Here is a 22,902-nt window from a genome sequence, read left to right as displayed (position 1 = left end):
CTAACCCTCCCCCCGCAAGGGGTGGAGGGAATAAGTCAGAGCTTGCAGAATTGTTCTGGCAGAACGGACGAATGGTGATGGGTAATGAGCCATTCTCCGGCACGCGGGCGATACACAAAGGTGTAACGTGCGGTCACTTTGCGCCCGTCAGCAAACACGAAGGAATACGTACCCATATCCACTGCCATATCCCAGCCGACTTGCACATGGCGTTCGGTGACAGTGCCGCGTGGTGAACCAGCGAGGAAATGTTTGAAATAGTCAGCAATCGACTTATGCCCAACGTGCGGTTCATCGGCAACCGTAGGCAGCAATACCGCATCATGGCTGTAACAGGCAACCACAGCATCGACACTGCGGGTATGCAAGGCAGCATCCCAACGTTTGAACAGGGCATCCACATCCACGGGTGGCGGGGTGGTATTGCCAACATAAGCTCCGGTGACAGCACCACGCGGAGCGCGTGACTGCATCGAGGCGGAAGTGGTTACTCTGGAAGTCATGGTGTCTTCTCGCAGGTTAATCAGGCCAAACACGCTCAGGGTGCAGCGGGAAACCTGGTTGGTTCAGGTCGTCGGCTGCGGCTGGCGCGGTTGGTGGCACTGTGGGTGCTTGCGGCGGTTGCGGTACATCAGCAACGGCTGGAACGGTATCTTCTGGTACTACCGCTGCTTCGGGTGCTTCAAGCACCACTGGGGCGGCTGCGGCAGGTTTCACCGCTTTGGGTTTGCTGGATTTTGCTGTAGGCATCTGCCAAACCTCGTGGTTAAACCAAATTATTGTTGGGCGAAAGCATCAGCTTCGGCAGCGTAGGCATACTCCGCATCCGTTAATGCGTCACCTTCCGCATTGATGCTCACGCTCACGTGATTGCGGGCGAAATTCAGGTTCGGATGCAAACCCGTGCGTTCGGAAAGCGCGGCTAGTTGATCCAAAAACGTGCGTGTTTCAGCGTAGGAGGCAAATTCATAACGGCGGGTCATTGCCGCTGGGCGTTGCTGGACATTCCATGCGCTGCTGGGTTGGGTTGCGGTCATGATAAGTTCCTCTTTAAGCTCCCTTCACCCCTTGCGGGGGAAGGGTTGGGGATGGGGGGAAGGAAATACCTTCTTACTCCGCCTTAGGCAGAATGGTTTCGACTTCGGAGTGTACGCGAGCAATGATGTGCGCCGCTACCAAACCGTCACCCACGCGCTCACAAGCGTCAGCACCTGCACGCACCGCTGCATTAACTGCGCCAGTTTCGCCACGAACCAAAACAGTTACATAACCGCCGCCAACGAATTGACGACCGATCAGTTTAACTTCAGCGGCTTTGGTCATCGCATCGGCTGCTTCGATAGCAGGAACGAGGCCGCGTGTTTCAATCATACCTAAAGCAACACCAGTTACTTGTGCCATGTTTATTCTCCTTAAAAACGATTAACGATCAATCAAAATGACTTAGCCGATAACAGCGTTGTCAGGGGTTTCGCCTGCTTTAGGCAGGATGCCTTCCACTTCAGAGTGAACACGCGCAATAATGTGGGCAGCCACCAGACCGTCGCCAACACGCTCACAAGCGTCAGCACCTGCACGGACAGCAGCGTTAACCGCACCTGTTTCACCACGTACCAGTACTGTCACGTAACCGCCACCAACGAACTGGCGACCAATCAGACGTACTTCAGCCGCTTTAGTCATGGCATCAGCGGCTTCGATAGCCGGTACCAGACCGCGTGTTTCAATCATGCCTAATGCAATACCAGTTACTTCAGCCATTTGAATATCCTCTCGTAATAAAATCAGTCATTAATTAACCCCGCGTCGGTCATTCTTCCCAATGGTCGATGATTCCGGCGATGGTCAAATCCGTTAGCACCTTGGGATCCTTGAGCGCGTAACGCGCCGCTGATCCGCTGATGGTGAAAACCCACGCTCCGGGCGGTGCGCCCACCGGATCGCAAGCCACATTCTGAGCGCCCTTGCTGTCCACCAAAACCCGCAAGGACATATTCTTCAAGCCAGGTATGCGCTGGGTGGCGACCAAATCAGACTGTACCCGCATGATTTCCATGTGCTACCCCTTACTCGCCATTCCATCGGTCGATAATGCCGACGATGGTGAGGTCGGAAGGGTATTCCTTACTGCCTGCGGCTTCGCGAGCGGCAGAAGAACCCACACAAATCACCCAGTCACCGGGGACGCAACCGATGGCATCCACTGCCACTTGCCGCGCTCCGCCGACTTTTTCCTGTACCACTAACAAGCCCTTATGCCCCAGTTCGGCAAGGCGGTTGGTGGATACCAGCGTTTTTTCCACGCGCATGATCTTCATGCCACATCCTCCACGACTTCGACCGGGCTACCTGTCGGCGTATCCTGCACTGACAAATGGCACAGCAACAAACCCTGTTCCACCAATGCCGCGTAACGGCTGCGGATGGCTGCGGCAACCCGCATGGCTTTCGCCACTGTGCGTTCGCGTGACCCCGGTACACCGGCATCGTAACGGTAGTGAATCGCTACCGGCACAGGCAGACCGTGATTCACGTTCAAGCCTTTGAAAATTTTGATGCCGACATCCATGTCTGCCACGCCTTCTTCCAGCGTGTGCAGGTGGGCGTAATACGCCACATTGCGGATTTGCACTTCCTCGAAGCCATCCCCAACGCTGATGTAGCGTTCGGCGTGCCCGATGTCGGCGTATTGCCCGTTGTGCAAATCCATCACGTAATCCATCTGTGACAGGTTGTTGATCAGCAGGTTAGTCACCAGCCGTCGCATCCCGTCGTGCGGCGCACCTTTGCCGGTTCCCCAGCCATGCTGGTTAACGGCTGCTTCGACCGCCTCGTGTACTGCCAAACCTGCTTGATCTGCTGACAAACCCAGCGTGGCATGAAACAGCACCTTGTTATCCACAAAACGTTGCGGGGAAAGCTCACCTTCGCCGTCAGGGATATGTACCCGGATGGCATCGGTGTCAGTATCAACCCCGATCAACAAAATATCCGTGCTGGCACCACAACAGAACGAATTCTCAATAGCCTGGCGGAACTGGTTTAGGCGATCCAGTGCCGCTGCCACCGCTTGATGGTCGTTACTCCCGTGGGCAGCACATCCCTCATGGCAGGGGGAACTGCTACTGGTGTGATACACCGCGATTTTCAGGTAACTTGTCCCTGCATCGACGGTGGTCGGCACACCTTCGCGGAAACGGAGTAACTCGGTTGCCATCCAGTGGCGCACGTCCGTTTCCACATCGAATAATGCCCCGGCATACGCCTTGCGCCGGGTAAACGAAGTCAAAGGCAGACGCAAAATGTAGCGCATCAAACCTTTGAGGCGACCATCGGCACAGGGGCTGATGTCCACCGCGTGAAAGCCGCAGTCGAGGAAGAAGTTGCGGGTATCCTGCACCGCTTCCACCTGTTGGCGTAAATCGTTGGCAAACTGTTCGGTTGCCAGCTTCAAAGCCTGAAACGCGCAATACGCATACAGGGCTTTCATGTCCACTCCACTGACCCACGCATCGTTGAGGATGCGTTCCGGCAAGCAGTAGCCCAGTTGGGCTTGTGCAATCGCTTGTGTCTGTGCGCTGAAACCTTCCCCCAGATGCAAACCAGCGATGGCTTGCAGGGCAGGGACAATGGCATCAAAACGCCCTTTAACACTTTCTTCACAATGCGCCAAACGGGCATTAGCATGTTGGTTAGCCAACGGGTGGCGGTGATAACTCACCGCTGCCCCGTTTGCCACAGGTGTTAACCGTGTACCCGGCTCCACCGCCAAGGCAGCCGGAGCTGGTTGGCGTGTTGCCTTGCGTAACGTCTGCGGCTTGCCTTGAGTTCGGCTTGCCAGACGCAATGCTTGCTGGGCTTGACGGCTGTTCACCTATAAGCCTCCTAACCTCTTGCCCCACCGGAAACGGTGATCAGCGCACCCTTGCCACTGTTCCCGCTGCTACCCGTCACTTTCGCGATAGGTGGTGCTTCGGGACGTTCCAGTGACTTGTTGGCGTGTGCATTCACCATTGCCATGGCTTGCTGCGATCCACGTAAAGTCGGGTTACGGTTTTGCGCCCATGCCCCTTCTGTACCTGTCATGCGTTGGCTGCGACCCCAGTCACCACCGGTGATACGGAGGTTGTCACGCCCGTCACCTGTCACTCGTGAGGCGGCCGGTTCGGCACTGACCGCTACCGGTTCGCTGGCAACAGTGGCTGCTGCTGGCTGCTGGTAACGGAATTCCGGTGTGCCGGAAACGGTCTGGTTGCCACGATTGCCGGGGCCGGTAATGCGCCCTGCACCTTCGTAAGCATTGCCGGTGACACGTCCCAATGCTGCCCGTGCCGGTGACTGGATGCTGAAACCTGCTGCCGCTTGTTGGGCAACCTGCTTCATTTCCGCTACCGCACTGTCTGCACAGCCGTGGCACATCACCGGGGGAGGTGGCAACATGCGCCGCGCCTGTGCCACTTTCACTTTCGCGAAATGGTCAGCCGCGCACTCATCACAGCAAAAGCCGTGTTCACCTTCGCCGTGTTCATGGTCATGATGGTCATGATGGTGGTCGTGACCATGCGCATGGTGGTGTGGTGCCTGCTCAACGACGCTCAGGTACGGTGTACCACTGACGTGTTGTTGTGCGCCGTATTCATTTCCCGTGACATGCTTGGACGTCATCAGCGAAATGCCGGAGACGGTTTGTCCTTGCTGGGTCATGCCTACGTGCACTTTGGCAGGTGCTGGTGGCGGTTCGCTTGCACAATACCCGGCAAAATGTTCCTTGCCGTAGTATTCAGTACCGGTGACAGGCAAGCAGCCGCCACGATCATCACCGGTAAGCTTTGGGCTATGGTCAACCGCATTTCCGGTCAAGCTACGACCCGCAAGGGTTTGCATTGGGTAGGCTTTGGTCGGTGCACGACTTGGCACTTGGCTGTCGCCGTACTGAGAACCTGTTACTTTACCCACTGCCGTTGCCTCGTTTCCTGTGACTTTTTCAGTACGATTCACGAGATTACCCGTAATACGCTGCCCTTTCTGGCTGTTGTCCTCTCCGACTTTGGCAGAACGCGCTGGTGCTTGCGTATTGCAAATGGATTGGAATTGCTCGCTGGACACGTATTCCGTACCCGTTACCGGGCGGCAACTGCCGTATTCATCACCCGTTACCTTGATCGAACGTCCCACTTCTGTGCCTGTTACTTCACGACCGGCGACGGTGTGCGTTAAGGCAACTTTCTGTGGGCCATTGATCGTCAGGCGTGAAGCACCGGCATCCGAGTATTGCGAACCCGTAACGCTGCGTCCCGCACCCGACTCATTGCCGGTGACAGGTTGCAGGCGTGCTTCATCCACACCCGTTACCGTTAACTGCTTGCGTGCCGTCGTACCCGCTACCACCTTGGGAGCGCGAGTCGTCAACCCTTTGTTTTCACAAAACGCTGAGAATTGCTCAAGCCCTAGGTATTCGGTACCCGTCACTGCACGGCAACTACCACTTTCATCACCCGTCACTTTCTTGGAACGACCGACTTCGGTACCCGAAACTGCCAGACCGCCACCCGTTACCGTTAACCCGACTTTCGGCGGATTCGGTTCAGGACGTGTCCCGCAAATGGTATCGAAATGGTCAGTACCCAAGTATTCCGTTCCTGTCACTGCGCGGCAAGTACCGGCTTCGCCCCCAGTCACCGTATTAGCAGTAATACGGCTAACCTGAGTACCGGTCACTGCGTTTCCCAACAGGGTCTCGTCAATCTCGACCTTGGGGGGAACACGCTGTGGACGCATCCGCCCGGTGGGGCGTGGTGCTGCTGGTGCATCAGGACGTTGCCCACGTGCCGCTTGTACACGGTGCTGGCGAGCAGCATCGCGCCCTTGCGGGACGACACCCATGCGTGGGTTACGACCAACAGGACGGCTACCGGGACGACGTGGTGCGGCGGCTTTGCCTTGCGTTGCCTGTTGTTGGCGACGATTACGGCAAATGGCGCGGACACTGTTGCCACTCACGCCCAAAGCGTTCGGGTCAGTTTCGACCAGTTCGCACAGCGCATCCATCGCCTCTTCTGTCACCGGCTCACTGCCAAACAGACTGCCTAGATTGTCTTCCAAAGCAGTGCTGGTGGGGTAAGCGGCAACCGCAGGTGCGGGGGCTACTGTCGGACGTGAACGCTGCCGGGCTTGTGCACCACTGCGTTGGGCGGCGATACGGCGGCGTTCAGCCGCTTCCCGCGCTTTGTTTGCACCGGTATTACTGACAACAACAGGAGTAGACGGGGCTGCATAAGCTGCCGCAGGGGCAGCTTGTACAGTTTCAGGTTGGGCGGATGCCACAGGTGCTGCTTTAACAGCAGCTACCGGGCGTGACTGACCGGCACTGCGCTGGGCAGCAGCACGCCGACGTGCGGCGGCTGCTTCGCGGGCTTTTTCCGCGCTGTTTGCAGTTTGTGCAGGCATAGTGCCTCCTCCCTGTCAGTGATTAGCCGCGATACACAACAAAGGATGTGCCTTGGCTTTGGGTGTAGTTGTCGTAACCGATCAGACGCACGTGGTGGTTGGGGTATTCCCGACGGCACGCTTCGAGTTCTGACAGGATGCGGTCAACGCTTTGCTCACCGAACATGGGCAGCTTCCACATAAACCAGTAGTACGTACTGGATCTGGCAGGCTCCACGTGTTCGATAGCTGGGTTCCAGCCCTGTGACACGATGTATTGAATTTGCTGGCGGGTTTGGTCTGCCGTCAGCGCAGGCAAGTAAGAAAAGGTTTCGTACTTGACGGTTTGTTTGTAATCCTGAAAATCAGCCATGGTTACAACTCCTGTGATTAGCGGTTCTGAACATCAAGTTTGTCAACGGTGTCGAACTCGAACTTGATTTCTTTCCATGTTTCCATGGCGATCTTGAGTTCAGGGCTAGACTGTGCAGCTTTGGTGAGGATTTCCTTACCGTTACGCTCCAGTTCAACACCACGGTTACGCGCTTCAACGCACGCTTCCAATGCAACACGGTTAGCCGCAGCACCTGCCGCGTTGCCCCATGGGTGACCCAGTGTGCCGCCACCGAATTGCAGAACAGATTCATCACCGAAGATGTTTACCAGTGCAGGCATGTGCCAGACGTGGATACCACCGGATGCGACCGCGAATGCACCAGGCATTGAACCCCAGTCTTGGTCGAAGAAGATGCCGCGTGAACGGTCTTCTGGTATGTAAGATTCACGTAACAGGTCGATCCAGCCCAGTGTAGAAGCGCGGTCGCCTTCCAGCTTGCCCACGACAGTACCGGTATGCAGGTGGTCGCCACCCGACAAACGCAGTGCTTTGGTCAACACGCGGAAGTGGATACCGTGGTGCGGGTTACGGTCGAGTACCGCGTGCATCGCACGGTGGATGTGCAGCAATACGCCGTTCTTACGGCACCAGCGTGCCAGACCGGTGTTAGCCGTCATACCGCCAGTCAGGAAGTCGTGCATGATAATCGGTGAGCCGATTTCTTTGGCAAATTCAGCACGCTCATACATTTCTTCAGGAGAAGGTGCAGTAACGTTCAGGTAGTGACCTTTGCGTTCGCCGGTTTGCGCTTCTGAAGTTTCAATCGCGTCCTGCACGAACAGGAAGCGGTCACGCCAGCGCATGAATGGCTGTGAGTTGATGTTTTCGTCGTCTTTGGTGAAGTCCAGACCACCGCGCAAGCATTCGTATACCGCACGACCGTAGTTCTTCGCAGACAAACCCAGCTTAGGCTTGATGGTGCAACCCAGCATGGGGCGACCGTACTTGTTCATTTTGTCACGTTCAACCTGGATGCCGTGTGGTGGGCCATTACAGGTTTTTACGTAAGCAATCGGGAAGCGCACGTCTTCAAGACGCAAAGCGCGGATCGCTTTAAAGCCGAATACGTTACCTACCAATGAGGTGAAGACGTTAACGACAGAACCTTCTTCAAACAGGTCAATTGGGTAAGCGATGAAGGCATAGAAGCAGGTGTCGTCGCCCGGTACATCTTCGATCATGTACGCACGACCACGGTAGTAATCCATGTCGGTCAGCAAGTCTGTCCATACGGTAGTCCAAGTACCGGTGGAAGATTCTGCCGCAACCGCCGCAGCCGCTTCTTCACGGTCAATACCCGCTTGTGGGGTAATCTTGAAGCAGGCCAGAATATCCGTATCTAACGGAATATAATCAGGCTGCCAATAGGTTTGCCGGTATTCCTTCACCCCGGCTTCGTATTTCTTTGCCATCATCTTCTCCTTGCAGAAGTTGCTCTAGGGAATCTCTTTCTGGCTGCGCATTATGCCAGATGCCGCAACTATAAGCAAGACGAATGATGAACTAAAGTTAATTGTAAAAATTGTTTTCATAAACAATTGTATATGTTTATGATTAGTATTAACCATAGTAAATGGTGCGAATGGCTTTGCGGGCCTCATCCAGCACCAGCACGCTGGCTGCGGTCAACACCGCCATTACCCAGTGTTGCCAATGCAAATCGACGGTGGCGAAAATGGCTTGCGCGGGTGTCCAGTGGACTGCCAACACTTGCAGAACCAATACCCCAGCTAATGCCAGCCAGAATTTACCATTGCTGAAGAAGTTACGGTTGAACACGCTGCTGTGTTCTGCCCGCGCATTAAAGGCATTAAACAACTGGAACAATACAAACGTGGTGAACGCCAGTGTCAGAGCATACTGCTGTGAATGGTTCGCTAAGGCATAGTCAAACAGGAATAGCGTACCGACCATCATGGTGATGCCGTACAATAACAAGCGTCCCAGCCGTGGCAAGGTGAGTATCTGCGCGGTTTGTGAACGCGGCGGGTCACGCATAATGCCCGGACGCGCGGGTTCAACCCCCAGTGTCATGGCGGGCGGGCCATCCATAATGATATTGACCCATAACAACTGAATGGCGGTAAACGGTGAGGGCATACTCAATAAAGTGGCTACCAACACGGTCAGGATTGCGCCAATATTGGTGGAAAGCTGGAAACGCACAAACTTGATGATATTGTCATAGATAACCCGCCCTTCTTTCACCGCTTTGATAATGGTGGCGAAATTATCATCGGTTAATACCAAGGTAGCCGCTTCCTTAGTGACAGCCGTTCCGGTAATGCCCATTGCCACACCAATGTCAGCCGCTTTCAGGGCAGGGGCATCATTTACCCCGTCACCGGTCATGGCGGTGACATAGCCACGACTGCGCAGCCCTTTGACAATCCTGACTTTGTGTTCGGGGGAAACCCGCGCAAACACACTGATTTCATCTATTTGTGCCGCGAAGGCAGCATCATCCAGCCTATCCAGTTCTGTACCACTGATTGCCCGCCCCGTAAGCCCTAATTCATGCCCAATAGCAGCGGCTGTCAACGGGTGATCGCCAGTGATCATTTTGACCTGAATTCCCGCTTGCTTACAGGCTGCCACTGCCCGTTGAGCTTCAGGGCGGGGCGGATCCATCAACCCGACCAAGCCGACGAATGCCCAATCCTGCGCCCACACCATCAGATCCGCAGCGGGGTCAAACTGGGCAGCGGGAATGGTACGCTGTGCCACTGCCAATACCCGCAATGCCTGCTGTGCCAGATAGCTATTTTCAGCCTCGATTTGCTGGCAAGTGGCGGTATCCGCTGTGGAACGCGCCAGCAACACATCCGGTGCACCTTTGATGTACATTTGCACGGCATCACCGGCATGGTGGAAGGTTGCCATGAATTTATAGGTGGAATCGAAGGGGATTTCGGCAAGGCGGGGTTGTGTTTGTTGGCACTGTTCCGGGTCTAGCCCACCTTTTTGCGCCAATACCCATAGTGCGCCTTCGGTAGGGTCGCCGATCAGCACCCCGTCACGCACCCGCGATTCATTGCACAATGCCATGGGCAGCAATAACGGGCGCAAGGCAGTTTGCTCACTCGTAATACCGCTGATTTCCCCTTGCGCCTGATAGCCTTCGCCGCTAACACTGAAACGCTGCCCGGTAAACCAACCCGCCCGTGCCGTCATTTGATTGAGTGTCAGTGTGCCGGTTTTGTCGGAACAAATCACATTGGTCGAGCCAAGCGTTTCTACTGATGCGAGTTTTTTGAGGATGGCGCGGTGCTGTGCCATACGCCACATGCCAATGGCAAGGGTGACAGTCACCACCGCTGGTAAACCTTCGGGAATGGCGGCAACGGCTAGTGCTACCGCTGTCATCGCCGATTGCATCAGATCCAGACCGCGCAGGTAATCCAGCGTAAAAATCACGAGGACGACTGCCCCGGCAATCGCCGCCAATTTCTTGCCTAGGGTATCCAATTGGCGTTGCAGGGGCGTGGCACTTTCCGGGGTAGCAGCAATCATGCCCGCCAGCTTGCCCATTTCGGTTGCCATGCCGGTGGCTGTTACCAGCAATTCTGCCCGCCCACGTGTCACCACCGTGTTCATGTACAGCAGATTGATGCGTTCGGCGAGGGGTAAATCGGCTGTTACCAAGGCATCCGTCGCTTTACTGACCGGATGCGATTCACCGGTCAGCGCAGCTTCCTCTATTTCCAGCGCATGGGCTGCCAATAAACGCCCATCGGCAGGAATACGGTCGCCTGCTTCCAATAGCACAATATCGCCCGGTACTAAGGTGGCAGCATCTATATCAAGTATTTGCCCGCCACGCTTTACCCGTGCTTGGGCTGCCAGCATCTGCTTCAGGGCTGCAAGCGTTTGTTCGGCACGGTGTTCCTGATAAAAACCGAGGGAGGCATTGAATACCACGACCACAAGGATAACCACTGCATCTTTCAAATCGCCGATCAGCCATGCCAGTGCCGCAGCGACCAATAGCACGATAACCAGCAAGTTTTTGAATTGATCAAGAAACTTCAGCCAAGCGGGGCGGGGCTTGGCTTCCAGCAGGCGGTTTGCACCGTAATGCTCAAGGCGGGCGGATACTGTCGCCTGATCCAACCCCTGATGCGGCTCACTCTGCAAGGTGGCAAGTGCTTCCGCAGTCGTCAGGGTATGCCAAGACGGAATGGAGGGGTTGGGCATAATATTATCTCTTTTTTTTGGCAGGCTAGTACGGTTAGGATAGCCCGCATCATGAGCTAGGCAGTTAAAACCAGATTGTAGCAAGGTTTCCCTATGTGTCAAGCTACCCTGAGACCACCCCGATAGCGAAATGAATGTATAATCGGGTCAAGACACAGGAAGCAAGACGATGCCGAAACCAACCAGTGAATTACCGGACAACCACGTGATGCCAAACCCACGCCATGAAAAGCGCACCTACCGCTATTTCAGTGCAGCAGACAAGAAACGCATCCTTGCCGAAGCTGATGCCTGCGCTCACGGTGAATTGGGTGAACTGCTACGCAGAGAGAAGATTTACAGCACTCAACTGCAAACATGGCGCAATCAATTGGCAACCGCAGGCGAAACGGGCTTGGAGAACGCCACGGTGGGACGTAAACCGTCAAAAGACAGCAAAGATAAAGCGATAGATGCCCTCCAACGCGAAAACGCCAAGCTGGAACAACGTCTACAGGTGGCGGAAGGCTATTGGAACTCCAAAAAAAGCCTTCACGCTATTGGATCACCTGAACAACGTGAGCCGCTCATGAGTATCCTACTGGAAAGCCGTCCCCCGGATGTCTCCGTGCGTGCAGGTTGTGCCGCCTTGGCGCTATCACGTGCCAGCTATTACCGCTACAGTAGCAACCAGACGGTCATTGACGTGGTGGCAAACGACGCAGTATCTGACGCTGTGCCGGTGTCTGATGAACCGGCACCGATGGCGGAAACCACCGCAGCGGTTGAAGCCATTGCTATCGTTGAAACCGTTGCTGCCGTCCGCCCGATCCCGGACAATGCTCTAAGTGCCGCCGAACAGGAACAGGTACTGACGGTACTCAACAGTGAACGCTTTGCTGACCAACCACCCGCCGAAGTGTATGCCACCTTGCTGAGCGAAGGCATCTATTACTGCTCCGTCAGCACCATGTACCGCCTGCTGCGCAAAGCTCGGCAAATCGGGAACGCCATCCCGACGTCAACCTCAGACGCACGCCATGCCGCGCCTGCGAGCCACGCGCCCCAACGAAGTGTGGACGTGGGACATCACGAAGTTAGCGACTGAACAACGCGGTGTTTACCTGTCACTGTACGTGGTGCTGGACTTGTACAGCCGTTTCATCGTCGCCTGGATGGTCTCCCGCAAGGAGAACAGCCACCTAGCCGAACAACTGATGCAAGAAGCCAGCACCCGTTACCGCATTGGCTTGGGGAACTCACCCTGCACCAAGACCGGACGCACCCATGACGGCTCACGGCTACCTCGACCTGATGGCAGAACTGGAGATCACCTGTAGCCACAGCCGCCCACGAGTCAGCAACGACAACCCGTTCAGCGAAAGCCAGTTCAAGACCTGCAAGCAACAACCCGATTACCCGGACGCTTCGCCAGTGTCAGCCATGCGCGGGAATGGTTTGCCGACTACGTGGAATGGTACAACTTCGACCACCAACACAGTGGCTTGGCTTTCTTCACCCCCGAACAAGTGTTCACGAATCGGGTGGGCGACGTGGCTATTTGCCGCCAAACGGCATTGCAAACCGCCTATGAAACCAACCCAAAACGGTTCATCAACGGTGCGCCCGTCGTTAAGTTGCCGCCCAAGGAAGTGTGGATTAATCCGGCACATCCTGACGAAGCGGATGAAAACATAGCAGTGAATTTCCCTACATTATCGGCTGCCAAAAAAGCCTGTTTGTAGTTTTATTTTTTAACAGACCGGTCTCAATTTGCTTGACACGTTCCGGTTTAGTAGTTATCATGTTTGAATTGGGTAACACTATCGGCAACATCATTAACGGCATACGAAACATGCTTATGCTCATTGCCCAGTGGGACATGGCTGTCCTGACTTTTTTCAATGCAACAAGAACGCCTATTCTTGACACTTTCTTCTGGCTTATCACATGGCTAGGGTCAATGTGGGTGTTATTGCCACTCAGTTTGTTAATCGCTGCGAGTTTAGCCCTACGTCAACAACTGAGCGAATGGCGCTATACCCTTTACCTGCCGATAACGCTGGGGCTTGCCAGCCTGACGACTTGGTTGCTGAAACCTGTGTTCGCGCGTGACCGTCCACAATTATTTGAAGCTTTAATGACGTTGCCACCGGATATGTCCTTCCCTAGTGGACATGCAACCCAAGCCAGTGCCTTTTTCTTGGCGTTATGGTTAATGCTGCCAAGACATTTGCGCCCTTGGTTAATTGCTCCGGCACTGGTAATGATTATATTAGTAGCTGTGTCTCGACCTTATCTACAAGTCCATTGGTTTAGTGATGTGCTGGTCGGTTGTATCGTCGGTTGCGGGTATGCAATCGGTCTGTGGTTTTTATTGGGTAAAAAGGAAATTAAGTGAAAAATAAGTTTCTTGGAACAGGTGAGTCGGGTTATCGACCACTACGAAAAATAGCGACGGTGTTTTCTGGGTTACGCTATGCGGTATTATACGATTTTAGTGTTACTTACAAACTCATACTTTCTGCGCTTATCTTGCCGTTGGCATTTGGTTTCAGGGGGTGGATTGATTTTCTAATAGTTTTGGTTGCCACCACGCTAGTGGTTATGGCTGAGTTGTTTAACAGCGCCATTGAAGCCATTTGCGATTTCATTGAGGAAAAACACAATGAGAAAATTAAAGTTATTAAGGATATAGCCGCAGCAGCGGTCGGGGTGTCGGTTTTTCTCTGGATTATTGTGATTAGTTTAGAGCTATGGCAGTTATTGTCTGTTTTTTTTCCGATTGCCGATTAGAAAATTCGGCATTATCGGAATGATAATGCCGAAAATATATTTATTGTTTAGTCGTCATCTTCCTTTTTATCTTTATCATTATCTTTGTCATCATCTTTATCATCTTCATCATTTTCTTTATCATCATCATTCTCTTGTTTTTCGGCGGCTGATTCATTCTTGTTTTTAGCATCATCTACGGTTGTTTGAGTCACTTTTTCTTTATCATCATCATCATCTTTTTCAGCTTTGTCACACCCAACAGTCATAAGCGATACAGCTAACAATAATCCCGTAATGGTTAAGGTTGATTTCATCATTTGGTCTCCTTTTAAAATAAGCGAACGTTGAATGTGCTTAGTAAATCAGGAATATTGTCTTGAACAAATAAAAACATTCAAGAACAAGGTTATTTCAACTGTCCTTTTAACTGGGGCGAATAATCTGCCCAGTACGCCCGTCACGAATTTGGGTTGGCTGTAATTGACCACCCAAGGGTGCATCCAAAACAAACCCCAATTGCTGGTCAAATTGCTGGAGGATTTCTGTCACGCTGCGGGCAGGTTCTTGCCCATTCAGGTTGGCACTGGTGGAAATCAACGGATGCCCCAAGCGCAGGCACAATTCTCGGCAAACAGGATGAGCCGTTACCCGCACTGCCAGTGTGTCATGTTCACCCCGAATGAGCGGGGAAACCTCAGGGCGTACTGGTAACAACCAAGTCACAGCCCCCGGCCAAGTTGGCAAAATTTGTTGCAGTAACGCTGCTTCGAGCGGTAATAACCAAGGGGCAAGCTGTTGCAAATCAGCAGCAATCAGAATCAGCCCTTTGTGTGCAGGGCGTTGTTTAAGCGTAAGAATACGCTGTACAGCCTCAAGATTGGCAGGGTCACAGCCTAAGCCAAACACCGCCTCTGTTGGGTAAGCAATAACCTTACCCTGTTGCACTGCCTGACAGGCAGCAGCAACATCATAACCAACAACACTCATCACTGCCTTTCTCCTAACCAATACACTGAACAGTATTCAGGGGCAGAATCCGCCACTGAATGCCGTATTTTGCGGAGCACGCTAGTGTTTTTGTAGGAAACCTTTTTGCCTGAAGGTTATTTCTCAACCAAAGAAAGTATTGACCGCCGCATCCAAGGTATCGCGCATATCCGGGTCATCGGTCAATGGGCGCACCAGCGTCATGGAACACGCTGCCAGCGGGTTTACCCCTTTCACAATCAATTGCCCAGCGTATACCAGCAAGCGGGTGGAAATACCTTCATCCAAGCCGTGCCCTTTGAGGTTACGTGCACGGTGGGCAATTTGTACCAGCTTTTCCGCCGTTTTAGTATCCACGCCGGTTTCACGCGCTACGATGTCGGTTTCGGTGGCGGCTTCCGGGTAGTCAAAATCCAGTGCGGCAAAACGTTGCTTGGTGGATTGTTTCAAATCCTTCATCAGGCTTTGGTAGCCGGGGTTGTAGGAAATCACTATCTGGAAATCGGGGTGGGCTTCCACCATTTCGCCCTTTTTGTCCAGCGGCAACTGGCGGCGATGGTCGGTGAGTGGGTGGATAACCACGGTAGTATCCTGACGGGCTTCGACCACTTCATCCAGATAGCAGATTGCGCCCATCCGCGCTGCCATTGTTAGCGGGCCGTCTTGCCATTTCGTGCCGTCTTTGTCCAATAGGAAACGCCCGACCAAATCAGAGGCGGTCATGTCTTCGTTACAAGCCACAGTAATCAGTGGTCGTCCCAAGCGGTATGCCATGTATTCCACAAAGCGGGACTTGCCACAACCTGTTGGACCTTTCAGCATGACCGGCATCCGTGCACTGTATGCTGCATCAAATAACTCCACCTCATTGGCGACAGAGCGATAAAACGGCTCACGTTTGATAGTGTATTGTTCAGCTTGAAAACTCATCACACTTATTCCTCAAATTCAAAAATAATTACACGCAATGCATCTTGGCATCCGTCGAATACATCACCAGCGCGTAATGCTGTTTGTACTCGCGGTTTATGTGTTCCACCACTCGCTGGGCAACCTCGGCATCACAGACAATATCGACTTTGACATTGCTCTCTTTTGTCCATGCACCACCACGCCGCCCATGTCGACCCGCGCCACGAGCATCCGTTACCGTATAGCCGCTCGCCCCTAAATGGGGCAACTCCTCTTGTAGGAAAGGTTCCAGCATGGATTCACACACAATTGTCAGCAACCGTTGATTTTGGTCAGGCACGTTTTACGCTCCAATCTGATGGATGGTTTGTGCCATCCAGTAATACAAGGGGATTCCTATCAGAATATTGAACGGAAAGGTCACACCCAGTGCCGCACCGATAGATAATCCGGGGTTCGCCTCAGGGACAGCAATCCGCATAGCGGCAGGTGCGGCAATGTAAGAAGCACTGGCATATAACGCTGCCAACAACATCGTACCACCGACCGATAAACCCAACATCCAGCCCACCGCCGTGCCTAATGAAGCAGACAATATCGGCATCACAATCCCAAAGCCTATTAAAAATACCCCATAAGCACGTAAATCGGCTAGTCTACCGGCGGCTACCAACCCCATTTCCAGCAAAAAGATCGCTAACGCGCCTTTGAACAAATCAAAAAACACTTTATCCAGTGGCTCAATGCCTTGAGGCCCGGCGACATAGCCAATAATCATCCCACCTAACAGCAGAAAAATACTCTTGCCGAAAAAAACCTCATGCAACATCCGCCCCCAACGCACCTGCCCTGCGCCATAGCGAGCCAATATCACCCCGATCACCAAGGCAGGTACTTCCAGTAATACCAGAAATACAATCAGGTAGCCTTCGTATTCTTGCGCAGCTTGTGCCAGGAATGCCACCCCGATAGAGAATGTCACCACACTGACCGAGCCGTAATGTGCTGCAAGCGACGCCGCATCCGCACGTTTCAACTTACCGAGGTAACGCAAAATCGGAAAAGCCACCAAGGGTATCAAGATGGCTGCACCGATAATCAACACACCATCTAGCAACATCCCCGGCGTGGCTTGCTCCGCCAGTTTGACCCCGCCTTTCAGCCCAATAGCCAACAGCAGGTAGATGGAAAGGGCGTCGTAAATACTGCCGGGAATTTTCAGATCAGAGCGCAATAATCCCGCAGCAAGACCCAGTACGAAAAACAGGACGACAGGTTCTAAGCTCATGACGGCACTTCTCTTGGCTAACTTCAGTATTGCGGTGGAGTATAAATTATCTTGACAATGAACTGAAGTTAATCGTTAATATTAGTTGGATTAACCTAGGTAAATGTAAATACCTTCGATAAAACGGAATTAATGATGAATCTGCGCCATATCACCTTGCACCAGTTGCGCCTGTTTTATAGCGTAGGGAAACACTTGTCCTTTACCCGTGCAGCGGAAGAATTGCACTTGACCCAACCGGCGGTCTCTATCCAAATCAAGCGGTTGGAGGAAAGTGTCGGCATCCCCCTGAGTGAGCAAATTGGCAAGCGTTTGTTCCTCACCGAAGCCGGACGTGAACTGTTTGAGGCAACACGCGATGTCTTGGATCGCTTGCGGGTACTCAACGAAGACATGATTGGCATGGAAGAAGGTGTCAAAGGCCCCTTGAATGCTTGTGCCACGACCACTGCCGAATATTTCATGCCGCACCTGCTGGGCACCTTCCTCAAGGATTACCCACGGGTGGAGCCGCGCCTGACCATTACCAACCGCGCCAATGTCATCCGGCGTCTGGAAGACAATCTCGATGACTTGGTGATCATGGGTACTGTTCCAAACAATAATAACCTCGACCTGACCGCAGAGTCCTTCCTGCATAATCCCATTGTGGTGATTGCCCCACCCAACCACCCATTGGCTGGCGAGCAAAATATTACGCTGGAACGCATTGCACAGGAACGCTTTCTATCACGGGAGGAAGGTTCAGGCACACGCGCTGCTCGCATCCGTTTGTTTGCCGAACACGGCTTGGAAACCAATATTTATATGGAACTCGGCAGTAGCGAAGCCATCAAGCAGGCGGTGATGGCAGGCTTGGGCATCTCGGTTTTATCATTGCACAACCTGCGGCTGGAACTCGAAGCGGGCTTGCTGACCGTGCTGGATGTGCAACACTTCCCGATGATGCGCCAATGGTATGCCGTGCATCTGAGAGGCAAAAAACTCTCCAATACCTCCAAGCGCTTTCTCGATTTTCTAGTGCAAGACGGTGCGCGAATTTGGGAAAGTACTAACCACAGTAATCGTTTACACTTACCGGCCGATTACCCGAACCTGATGTCGCTGACTGACCCTAACACTTGAGCCTGATACCGATGAATAATGTGACCTTACGTGTGTATTCCTTCATTGACTCGCTGCAACCCCAGCTTGCCTCCTATCTGGGAACGTCTTCACAGGGGTTCTTGCCGATTCCCGGCGACGCCTGTTTGTGGATTGAAGTCGCACCGGGCATGGCAGTCCACCGTCTTAGCGACATTGCCCTCAAAGCCAGCAATGTACGTCTCGGTCAACAGGTAGTGGAACGCGCCTTTGGTTCAATGGAAGTTCACTACCGCAACCAGAGTGAAGTCAGCGCGGCGGGTGAAGCGGTTTTGCGTGAAATCTATGCCGATGTCGAAAGCCGCATGGCGTGCCGCGTCGCTTGGAAAGAAATCATCCGTGCCATTACCCCCGACCACGCCACCCTGATCAACCGGCAAATGCGCCACGGCTCGATGTTACAACCGGGCAAGAGCATGTTCATTTTTGAAACCGAACCCGCCGGTTACATCGTTTACGTTGCCAACGAAGCCGAAAAAGCCGCCCACGTCACCTTGGTCGATGTGAAAGCCTATGGCGCATTCGGGCGACTGATCATGATGGGCAGTGAGGCGGAAATGGCGCAAGCCCTACGCGCAGCGGAACAAGCCGTTGCTAATATCAATGCACGGGCTACCAATTAATACAGGCAGGAATACCATGAGCGGAAAATACGAAGGTTTGGATAACGATTCACAATTTGGCATGAGTCCGGTCGGGCGGCTGATCCGCGATGCTTGGGTGTTTGGTTTGCTGCCCGACACCGAGCAATGCGCAGGCTGGAGTGCCGGGATGCTGCAAAACCTGTATGAAAAAGTCCATACAGAGTGGATGAAATACGGGCATTTACCGAGCCGTTTGCCACCGGAATTGCAGCAGCGGCATAGCGACTTGCATAGCCGTGCGATTAGTGAAGCAAAAGCCAATGGCTGGGATAACGAGCTGGGCGACGACGATTAAGGCAACGGGAAGAGCTAATCTTATGGTAGCAAAAGTTTAGTTAAGCTGCGGCTGCCATTTCCGGCTCTTCCAAAAACGCCAGCACGATGTCTTTTTCCTCTACCCCTTCGCGGATCAAGTCATCGGTGATGCCGTGTTCGATGCCATCATATTCGACCACTACTTTGCCATCCTGAAGGGTGATGTAGATCAGGTTGCCGCTTACCCGTCTGCCTCTGTCCCAGCCTGCTTGCATAAGTGCGTAACGGTCGTGAGTTTCATCAAACACAGTATCCAGCCGAATGTTGCCGTGAGAAGGGCGAAATCTGGCGTAAGTTTCAATGACGTGCTTTACCGCTAGCCGGTAGTTTTCCGTGTTCATTTGAAGTTCGACCTTTAGCTGACCTTTTTCAGGGGCAAGCGAGGACTACGATTGACCGCCTTGCGGCTGGATTGCTGCTCACGGATTTTCAATGCTGCACAAATGGCTTTCAGGTCATTGCTGTACTTGGCGGCATGGGCTTGCCGATGTTTGCGTACTTCTTCAACGATTAGATCATCCATCATGGTTTAACCTCCAAGTGACTGAGCGACATGATACCAAAAAACAAGATTTCTCAAGGATTTTCATCTAGCATCAGCAATGAGACAAGGAGAATCTGTATATGGAACAACAAACTGCAACCTACCCATTGCCTTCGCCCACGGATCAGGAGGATACGCTCAAGTTCTTCAACGAACGTCAACAAAGAGCCGATGTGGATGCCTTCAAGCGCATTCTGACACGCCAAGGTGGGCAAGAGCCATGTGAGGGTGATGAGTTGGTGGCTGGTTGATCATCAAGCAATGAATACGACTAAGGCAACATCAAACTCACCCAATACTGGCTGCTGGTTTCCGTCACATCCAAAATCGCTTGCGGATAGAACCCGAACACCAGCACCACCACAACCAGCACCAGCAATACTGCCAGTTCACGCGGCTTTAAATCCGGTGCATCACGGATAATGTCGTGGCGCGTTTCCCCTAAAAATGCCTTGCGGAAGAAGTTGAGGAAATACGCAGCCCCCAAAATCACCACAAACAGCACCACCAGCCCCGCGCCGGTATGGGTTTCCAACACGCTGACAATCAGCAGGAATTCAGCCGGAAAGCCGCTGGTGGCAGGCATTCCGATCCCCGCTAGACCGAGGAAGAAGAACAGCGATGCCAGCAAGGGCATGGATTTCGCCACCCCGCCCAAACTCAATACTTCGGTCGAGCCGGTGCGCTGATGCAAAAAGCCGGTAATCAGAAACAGACCACCCGCGACCACAGTGAAATTCAGCAACTGAAACACGGCCCCTTGCACCCCTTGCACACTGAACGCCGCAATCCCCAGCACCACCAGCCCCACGTGGCTGAGTGAGGAAAACGCCAGCATCCGCCGCAAACTGGTTTGGCTCAATGCCGCGACTGCGCCATACAGCACGCCGATCATCCCCAAGCCCACCAACACCCATTGGAATTCGCGTGCGGCATCCGGTGCGAGTGGCAAGGCAAAGCGCAGCAAACCATACGCGCCCACTTTCAAGCCAGTCAGCAATGCCACGGTAGTTGCCGGGCCTTCCTGCGCCACCAACGGCAGCCAGGTATGCAGCGGGAACAGCGGAATTTTCACCCCAAACCCCAGCAGCAACAGGAAAAACACTGTCACCTGCACCCCGTAATCGCGGCTTCCTTGCAGCAAGTCGATATAGGAAAAGCTCATGCCGCCGGGGTTATGCATTGCCAGCACCACAAAGCCGATCAGCAGCGGCAAGCCCCCTGCCAACATGAACAGGCTGTATTTCACCCCTGCATAACGCCGGTTTGCACCATTGCCCCACAAGCTGATCAGGAAGAACAACGGTAACAGCGTCAGTTCCCAGAACAAGAAAAACAAGATGGTATCCAGTGCGGTAAAAATGCCCATGATGGTGCATTCCAACACTAGCAATAGCGCGAAATACAAACGCGGCAAGGTGCGGATCGCATTCCACGACGCCAAGATCACCGCGATGAACAGCAGCGCGGTAAACGGCAGGAACAGGATCGACAAGCCATCCACCCCCAGCAGGTAATGGATACCCAAATCTGCCATCCAAGGGGTCTTTTCCACCAATTGGAAGCCGACCAGTTGGGTATCGAACTGCCCGACAATCACCAGCGTTACCAGTAACGCCAGTACCGCAGTCGTCAGTGCCGCCCAGCGTGCTTCACGCCCCGGAAACACGGCGGTCAAGACTGCCCCCAAGGGCAACAGCAGCAACAACAGGCTCAGCAAGGGAAATTCCACACCGGTTAAAATTGCCATTAGTGACCTCCTGCGGGCGCATCGCCGCTCATTGCCGCAAATAAACTGCTTAAACCATTGACTGGCTGCTCAATCAACTCCAGCCAAGGTGCGGAATAGAAACCGGCGACCACCGTCACCGTAATCACAATGCCCGCCATGAGGGTTTCCGCAGGATGTGCGGGGCTGGTATCCCAACGACTGGTATTCCCCCCCGGTTGTGCCAAAAACGCCCGCTGAAACGAACGCAATAAAAATCCAGCCGCCACCAAGTTACCCAAGGCGGCTGCCACTGTCACCAATGCCCCGAAACGCTTGATCGACCCTTCCAGCACGAAATGCACGGCATCAAAGCCCGGTGTTCCCGGCATTCCCACCACTGCCAAACCTGCCACCAAAAACGCCAAGCCTACCACTGGAATGTAATCGAACATGCCACCCAGCTTATCAAGATTGGTCGTGCGGGTACGTTGCCACACCATCCCGGTCATTAGGATTAGCCCTGAAATCGCCAGACCAAAATTCAACGCCAGCAGGATTGCCCCCTGAAACGCCATGTGGTGCAGGCTAAACAAGCCAATCGTCAAAATCCCGGTATGACTGACCACGGCAAACGCCAGTAAACGCCGCAAATTACGCTCACGCATCGCCAGAAACGCGGCATAGAACACCCCAGTGCTGGCAAAAATCACCGCAATCGTGTGCCATTCCCACACCGCGTGCGGCACGATCGGCATGACAAAGCGTAGCAAACCGTAAATGCCCACTTTCAAACCCAGCAAATAAATCGGGGCGACTGCCACATTGCCGTGGTGCATGAAACTTGGTAGCCAACCATGCAGCGGGAATAACGGAATCCGCACCCCCAACCCGTAAAACAGCGCGAAAAATACCAGCGTCGCCACCACGCTGCCCGGCTCAAAGCCCAGTTGCGCCAATTCGTACAGGCTGAAACTCCAGCGTCCGTCATTGGCATCGGCATAATTCCAGCCCAATACCAAGGTGCCAAACACCAGCAAGGCAATTCCCACCGCCATGAATTGCAGGTAACGCGCCAGTGTTGGTTGAATATCGTGGAATGTCGGCCAGCGTTTGGTCATAGAAGCAATCAGTAGCACTTCCAATGCTGACATCAGCGTGAACCACAACAAATCCACGGTGACAAACTGGCTGGTAATAATCGCCTGAATCACCATCATCACTGCCAGAATCGAGCTTTCATGCAGGCGGCGCACCAGAATAAACACAATACTCAGCAAGCTGATCAGGCTGGTTAACAAGACAAACAGCACACCAATCCCATCGACGGCGGCGTGGTAGTGAAATGCCCCAACGATTGGCACGTTCTCGGCAAACTGCATGACCCCGGCAGGCTGCTGGGTATCAAAACGGATATACAGCATCACCGCCATTAACAGTTGCGCCAGCGCGGCAATACTCCCCAAGGCAACCGCCGCCTCCCCGCGCACCTTGATCAGGATTAGCCCGGTGATGAGCGGTAGCAATTGCAGCATCCCCAATAACGGGGTTTGGCTAGGGATTTCAGTAAATGTCATGTCCCAC

30 protein-coding genes are annotated in these 22,902 nt (G+C 53.5%); 9 read left to right on the top strand and 21 right to left on the bottom strand.

Translation table 11 applies throughout. The features are described 5' to 3' along the window. Window positions 1-35: 35 nt before the first annotated feature. From L2Y54_RS01060 to L2Y54_RS01005, 12 genes are all read right to left on the bottom strand, one after another. Window positions 36-503: an SgcJ/EcaC family oxidoreductase gene (locus L2Y54_RS01060; RefSeq protein WP_210229971.1), complete on the bottom strand. Its 468-nt coding sequence runs from the start codon at window positions 501-503 to the stop codon at window positions 36-38. A gap of 16 nt (window positions 504-519) precedes the next feature. Then, complete coding sequence (locus L2Y54_RS01055; RefSeq protein ID WP_236499272.1) at window positions 520-750, bottom strand: hypothetical protein; 231 nt, start codon at window positions 748-750, stop codon at window positions 520-522. A gap of 26 nt (window positions 751-776) precedes the next feature. Then, window positions 777-1,037 carry a 4a-hydroxytetrahydrobiopterin dehydratase gene (locus L2Y54_RS01050; RefSeq protein WP_210219282.1) on the bottom strand — a complete coding sequence of 87 codons (261 nt, stop codon included), beginning with the start codon at window positions 1,035-1,037 and terminating at the stop codon, window positions 777-779. Between the two features lie 73 nt (window positions 1,038-1,110). Beyond that, on the bottom strand, window positions 1,111-1,401 hold the full coding sequence (locus L2Y54_RS01045; protein ID WP_210219281.1) for an alpha-carboxysome major shell protein CsoS1: 291 nt from the start codon (window positions 1,399-1,401) through the stop codon (window positions 1,111-1,113). A 42-nt stretch (window positions 1,402-1,443) separates the two neighbouring features. Further along, the gene (locus tag L2Y54_RS01040) at window positions 1,444-1,761 is read right to left on the bottom strand and encodes an alpha-carboxysome major shell protein CsoS1 (RefSeq protein WP_210229965.1); all 318 of its coding nucleotides are present in this window, start codon (window positions 1,759-1,761) and stop codon (window positions 1,444-1,446) included. Window positions 1,762-1,810: 49 nt separating this feature from the next. Beyond that, window positions 1,811-2,056 carry a carboxysome peptide B gene (locus tag L2Y54_RS01035; protein WP_236499270.1) on the bottom strand — a complete coding sequence of 82 codons (246 nt, stop codon included), beginning with the start codon at window positions 2,054-2,056 and terminating at the stop codon, window positions 1,811-1,813. A gap of 10 nt (window positions 2,057-2,066) precedes the next feature. Further along, window positions 2,067-2,318: an alpha-carboxysome shell vertex protein CsoS4 gene (locus L2Y54_RS01030; RefSeq protein ID WP_093066212.1), complete on the bottom strand. Its 252-nt coding sequence runs from the start codon at window positions 2,316-2,318 to the stop codon at window positions 2,067-2,069. Then, entirely contained in the window at window positions 2,315-3,874 is a 1,560-nt protein-coding gene (locus L2Y54_RS01025) for a carboxysome shell carbonic anhydrase (RefSeq protein WP_236499269.1), read from the bottom strand. Before L2Y54_RS01025 ends, L2Y54_RS01030 begins: the two co-directional genes overlap by 4 nt. Before the next feature lie 11 nt (window positions 3,875-3,885). Then, window positions 3,886-6,447 carry a CsoS2 family carboxysome shell protein gene (locus tag L2Y54_RS01020; RefSeq protein ID WP_236499267.1) on the bottom strand — a complete coding sequence of 854 codons (2,562 nt, stop codon included), beginning with the start codon at window positions 6,445-6,447 and terminating at the stop codon, window positions 3,886-3,888. Between the two features lie 22 nt (window positions 6,448-6,469). Next, a complete protein-coding gene (locus L2Y54_RS01015; RefSeq protein ID WP_236499265.1) occupies window positions 6,470-6,799 on the bottom strand; it encodes a ribulose bisphosphate carboxylase small subunit in 330 nt (109 codons plus the stop codon). Window positions 6,800-6,816: 17 nt separating this feature from the next. Next, a complete protein-coding gene (locus L2Y54_RS01010) occupies window positions 6,817-8,235 on the bottom strand; it encodes a form I ribulose bisphosphate carboxylase large subunit (protein WP_236499264.1) in 1,419 nt (472 codons plus the stop codon). A 148-nt stretch (window positions 8,236-8,383) separates the two neighbouring features. Next, a complete protein-coding gene (locus tag L2Y54_RS01005) occupies window positions 8,384-11,020 on the bottom strand; it encodes a calcium-translocating P-type ATPase, PMCA-type (RefSeq protein ID WP_236499263.1) in 2,637 nt (878 codons plus the stop codon). 169 nt (window positions 11,021-11,189) lie between these two features. Between L2Y54_RS01005 and L2Y54_RS01000 the strand changes: the two genes are divergently transcribed. The 5 genes from L2Y54_RS01000 to L2Y54_RS00980 all read left to right on the top strand — a co-directional run bounded on the left by L2Y54_RS01000 (window position 11,190) and on the right by L2Y54_RS00980 (window position 13,795). Further along, a complete protein-coding gene (locus L2Y54_RS01000; protein WP_236499261.1) occupies window positions 11,190-12,107 on the top strand; it encodes a hypothetical protein in 918 nt (305 codons plus the stop codon). After that, a complete protein-coding gene (locus L2Y54_RS00995) occupies window positions 12,040-12,339 on the top strand; it encodes a DDE-type integrase/transposase/recombinase (RefSeq protein ID WP_236499259.1) in 300 nt (99 codons plus the stop codon). Before L2Y54_RS01000 ends, L2Y54_RS00995 begins: the two co-directional genes overlap by 68 nt. Window positions 12,340-12,468: 129 nt before the next feature. Then, window positions 12,469-12,744: a hypothetical protein gene (locus tag L2Y54_RS00990; RefSeq protein WP_236499257.1), complete on the top strand. Its 276-nt coding sequence runs from the start codon at window positions 12,469-12,471 to the stop codon at window positions 12,742-12,744. A gap of 59 nt (window positions 12,745-12,803) precedes the next feature. Further along, window positions 12,804-13,400 carry a phosphatase PAP2 family protein gene (locus L2Y54_RS00985; protein WP_236499256.1) on the top strand — a complete coding sequence of 199 codons (597 nt, stop codon included), beginning with the start codon at window positions 12,804-12,806 and terminating at the stop codon, window positions 13,398-13,400. Next, window positions 13,397-13,795, top strand: a complete 399-nt coding sequence (locus L2Y54_RS00980; RefSeq protein WP_236499255.1) for a diacylglycerol kinase — start codon at window positions 13,397-13,399, stop codon at window positions 13,793-13,795. Before L2Y54_RS00985 ends, L2Y54_RS00980 begins: the two co-directional genes overlap by 4 nt. A gap of 47 nt (window positions 13,796-13,842) precedes the next feature. Here L2Y54_RS00980 and L2Y54_RS00975 read toward each other — a convergent pair whose 3' ends face one another. The 5 genes from L2Y54_RS00975 to L2Y54_RS00955 form a co-directional block, all read right to left on the bottom strand. Continuing rightward, entirely contained in the window at window positions 13,843-14,094 is a 252-nt protein-coding gene (locus L2Y54_RS00975; RefSeq protein ID WP_236499253.1) for a hypothetical protein, read from the bottom strand. Window positions 14,095-14,200: 106 nt separating this feature from the next. Then, entirely contained in the window at window positions 14,201-14,764 is a 564-nt protein-coding gene (gene tsaC / locus L2Y54_RS00970) for an L-threonylcarbamoyladenylate synthase type 1 TsaC (RefSeq protein WP_236499251.1), read from the bottom strand. Between the two features lie 123 nt (window positions 14,765-14,887). Continuing rightward, on the bottom strand, window positions 14,888-15,694 hold the full coding sequence (locus L2Y54_RS00965) for a CbbQ/NirQ/NorQ/GpvN family protein (protein ID WP_236499250.1): 807 nt from the start codon (window positions 15,692-15,694) through the stop codon (window positions 14,888-14,890). 28 nt (window positions 15,695-15,722) lie between these two features. Continuing rightward, the gene (locus tag L2Y54_RS00960; protein ID WP_236499248.1) at window positions 15,723-16,016 is read right to left on the bottom strand and encodes a P-II family nitrogen regulator; all 294 of its coding nucleotides are present in this window, start codon (window positions 16,014-16,016) and stop codon (window positions 15,723-15,725) included. Between the two features lie 3 nt (window positions 16,017-16,019). After that, window positions 16,020-16,964 (bottom strand): sodium-dependent bicarbonate transport family permease, encoded by a 945-nt coding sequence (locus tag L2Y54_RS00955; protein ID WP_236499246.1) that lies wholly within the window; start codon window positions 16,962-16,964, stop codon window positions 16,020-16,022. A gap of 132 nt (window positions 16,965-17,096) precedes the next feature. On the opposite strand from L2Y54_RS00955, the gene L2Y54_RS00950 reads away from it, so the two are divergent. Genes L2Y54_RS00950 through L2Y54_RS00940 form a run of 3 tightly spaced genes read left to right on the top strand, consistent with a single transcriptional unit; the run spans window position 17,097 to window position 19,046 of the window. Further along, window positions 17,097-18,089, top strand: coding sequence for a LysR family transcriptional regulator (locus L2Y54_RS00950; RefSeq protein ID WP_236499245.1), 993 nt, complete (start codon window positions 17,097-17,099; stop codon window positions 18,087-18,089). Between the two features lie 11 nt (window positions 18,090-18,100). Then, window positions 18,101-18,730 (top strand): hypothetical protein, encoded by a 630-nt coding sequence (locus L2Y54_RS00945; protein ID WP_236499243.1) that lies wholly within the window; start codon window positions 18,101-18,103, stop codon window positions 18,728-18,730. Window positions 18,731-18,746: 16 nt separating this feature from the next. After that, on the top strand, window positions 18,747-19,046 hold the full coding sequence (locus L2Y54_RS00940; RefSeq protein ID WP_236499241.1) for a hypothetical protein: 300 nt from the start codon (window positions 18,747-18,749) through the stop codon (window positions 19,044-19,046). Between the two features lie 40 nt (window positions 19,047-19,086). On the opposite strand, the gene L2Y54_RS00935 is transcribed toward L2Y54_RS00940, so the two are convergent. Both L2Y54_RS00935 and L2Y54_RS00930 read right to left on the bottom strand, forming a co-directional pair. Beyond that, on the bottom strand, window positions 19,087-19,407 hold the full coding sequence (locus tag L2Y54_RS00935; RefSeq protein ID WP_236499239.1) for an element excision factor XisI family protein: 321 nt from the start codon (window positions 19,405-19,407) through the stop codon (window positions 19,087-19,089). Between the two features lie 14 nt (window positions 19,408-19,421). After that, entirely contained in the window at window positions 19,422-19,592 is a 171-nt protein-coding gene (locus L2Y54_RS00930; protein ID WP_236499237.1) for a hypothetical protein, read from the bottom strand. 98 nt (window positions 19,593-19,690) lie between these two features. On the opposite strand from L2Y54_RS00930, the gene L2Y54_RS00925 reads away from it, so the two are divergent. Continuing rightward, window positions 19,691-19,861 (top strand): hypothetical protein, encoded by a 171-nt coding sequence (locus L2Y54_RS00925; protein ID WP_236499236.1) that lies wholly within the window; start codon window positions 19,691-19,693, stop codon window positions 19,859-19,861. Between the two features lie 20 nt (window positions 19,862-19,881). On the opposite strand, the gene L2Y54_RS00920 is transcribed toward L2Y54_RS00925, so the two are convergent. Further along, a complete protein-coding gene (locus tag L2Y54_RS00920) occupies window positions 19,882-21,360 on the bottom strand; it encodes a complex I subunit 4 family protein (RefSeq protein ID WP_236499235.1) in 1,479 nt (492 codons plus the stop codon). Beyond that, a complete protein-coding gene (locus tag L2Y54_RS00915; RefSeq protein ID WP_236499233.1) occupies window positions 21,360-22,895 on the bottom strand; it encodes a complex I subunit 4 family protein in 1,536 nt (511 codons plus the stop codon). Before L2Y54_RS00915 ends, L2Y54_RS00920 begins: the two co-directional genes overlap by 1 nt. Window positions 22,896-22,902 lie beyond the last annotated feature (7 nt).

It is taken from the genome of Thiothrix winogradskyi, assembly GCF_021650935.1.
In the GTDB taxonomy this organism is placed as follows: Bacteria; Pseudomonadota; Gammaproteobacteria; order Thiotrichales; family Thiotrichaceae; genus Thiothrix; species Thiothrix winogradskyi.
The sequence above is the reverse complement of the archived record's forward strand: the minus strand, read 5'-3'. Positions and strand labels throughout refer to the sequence as shown.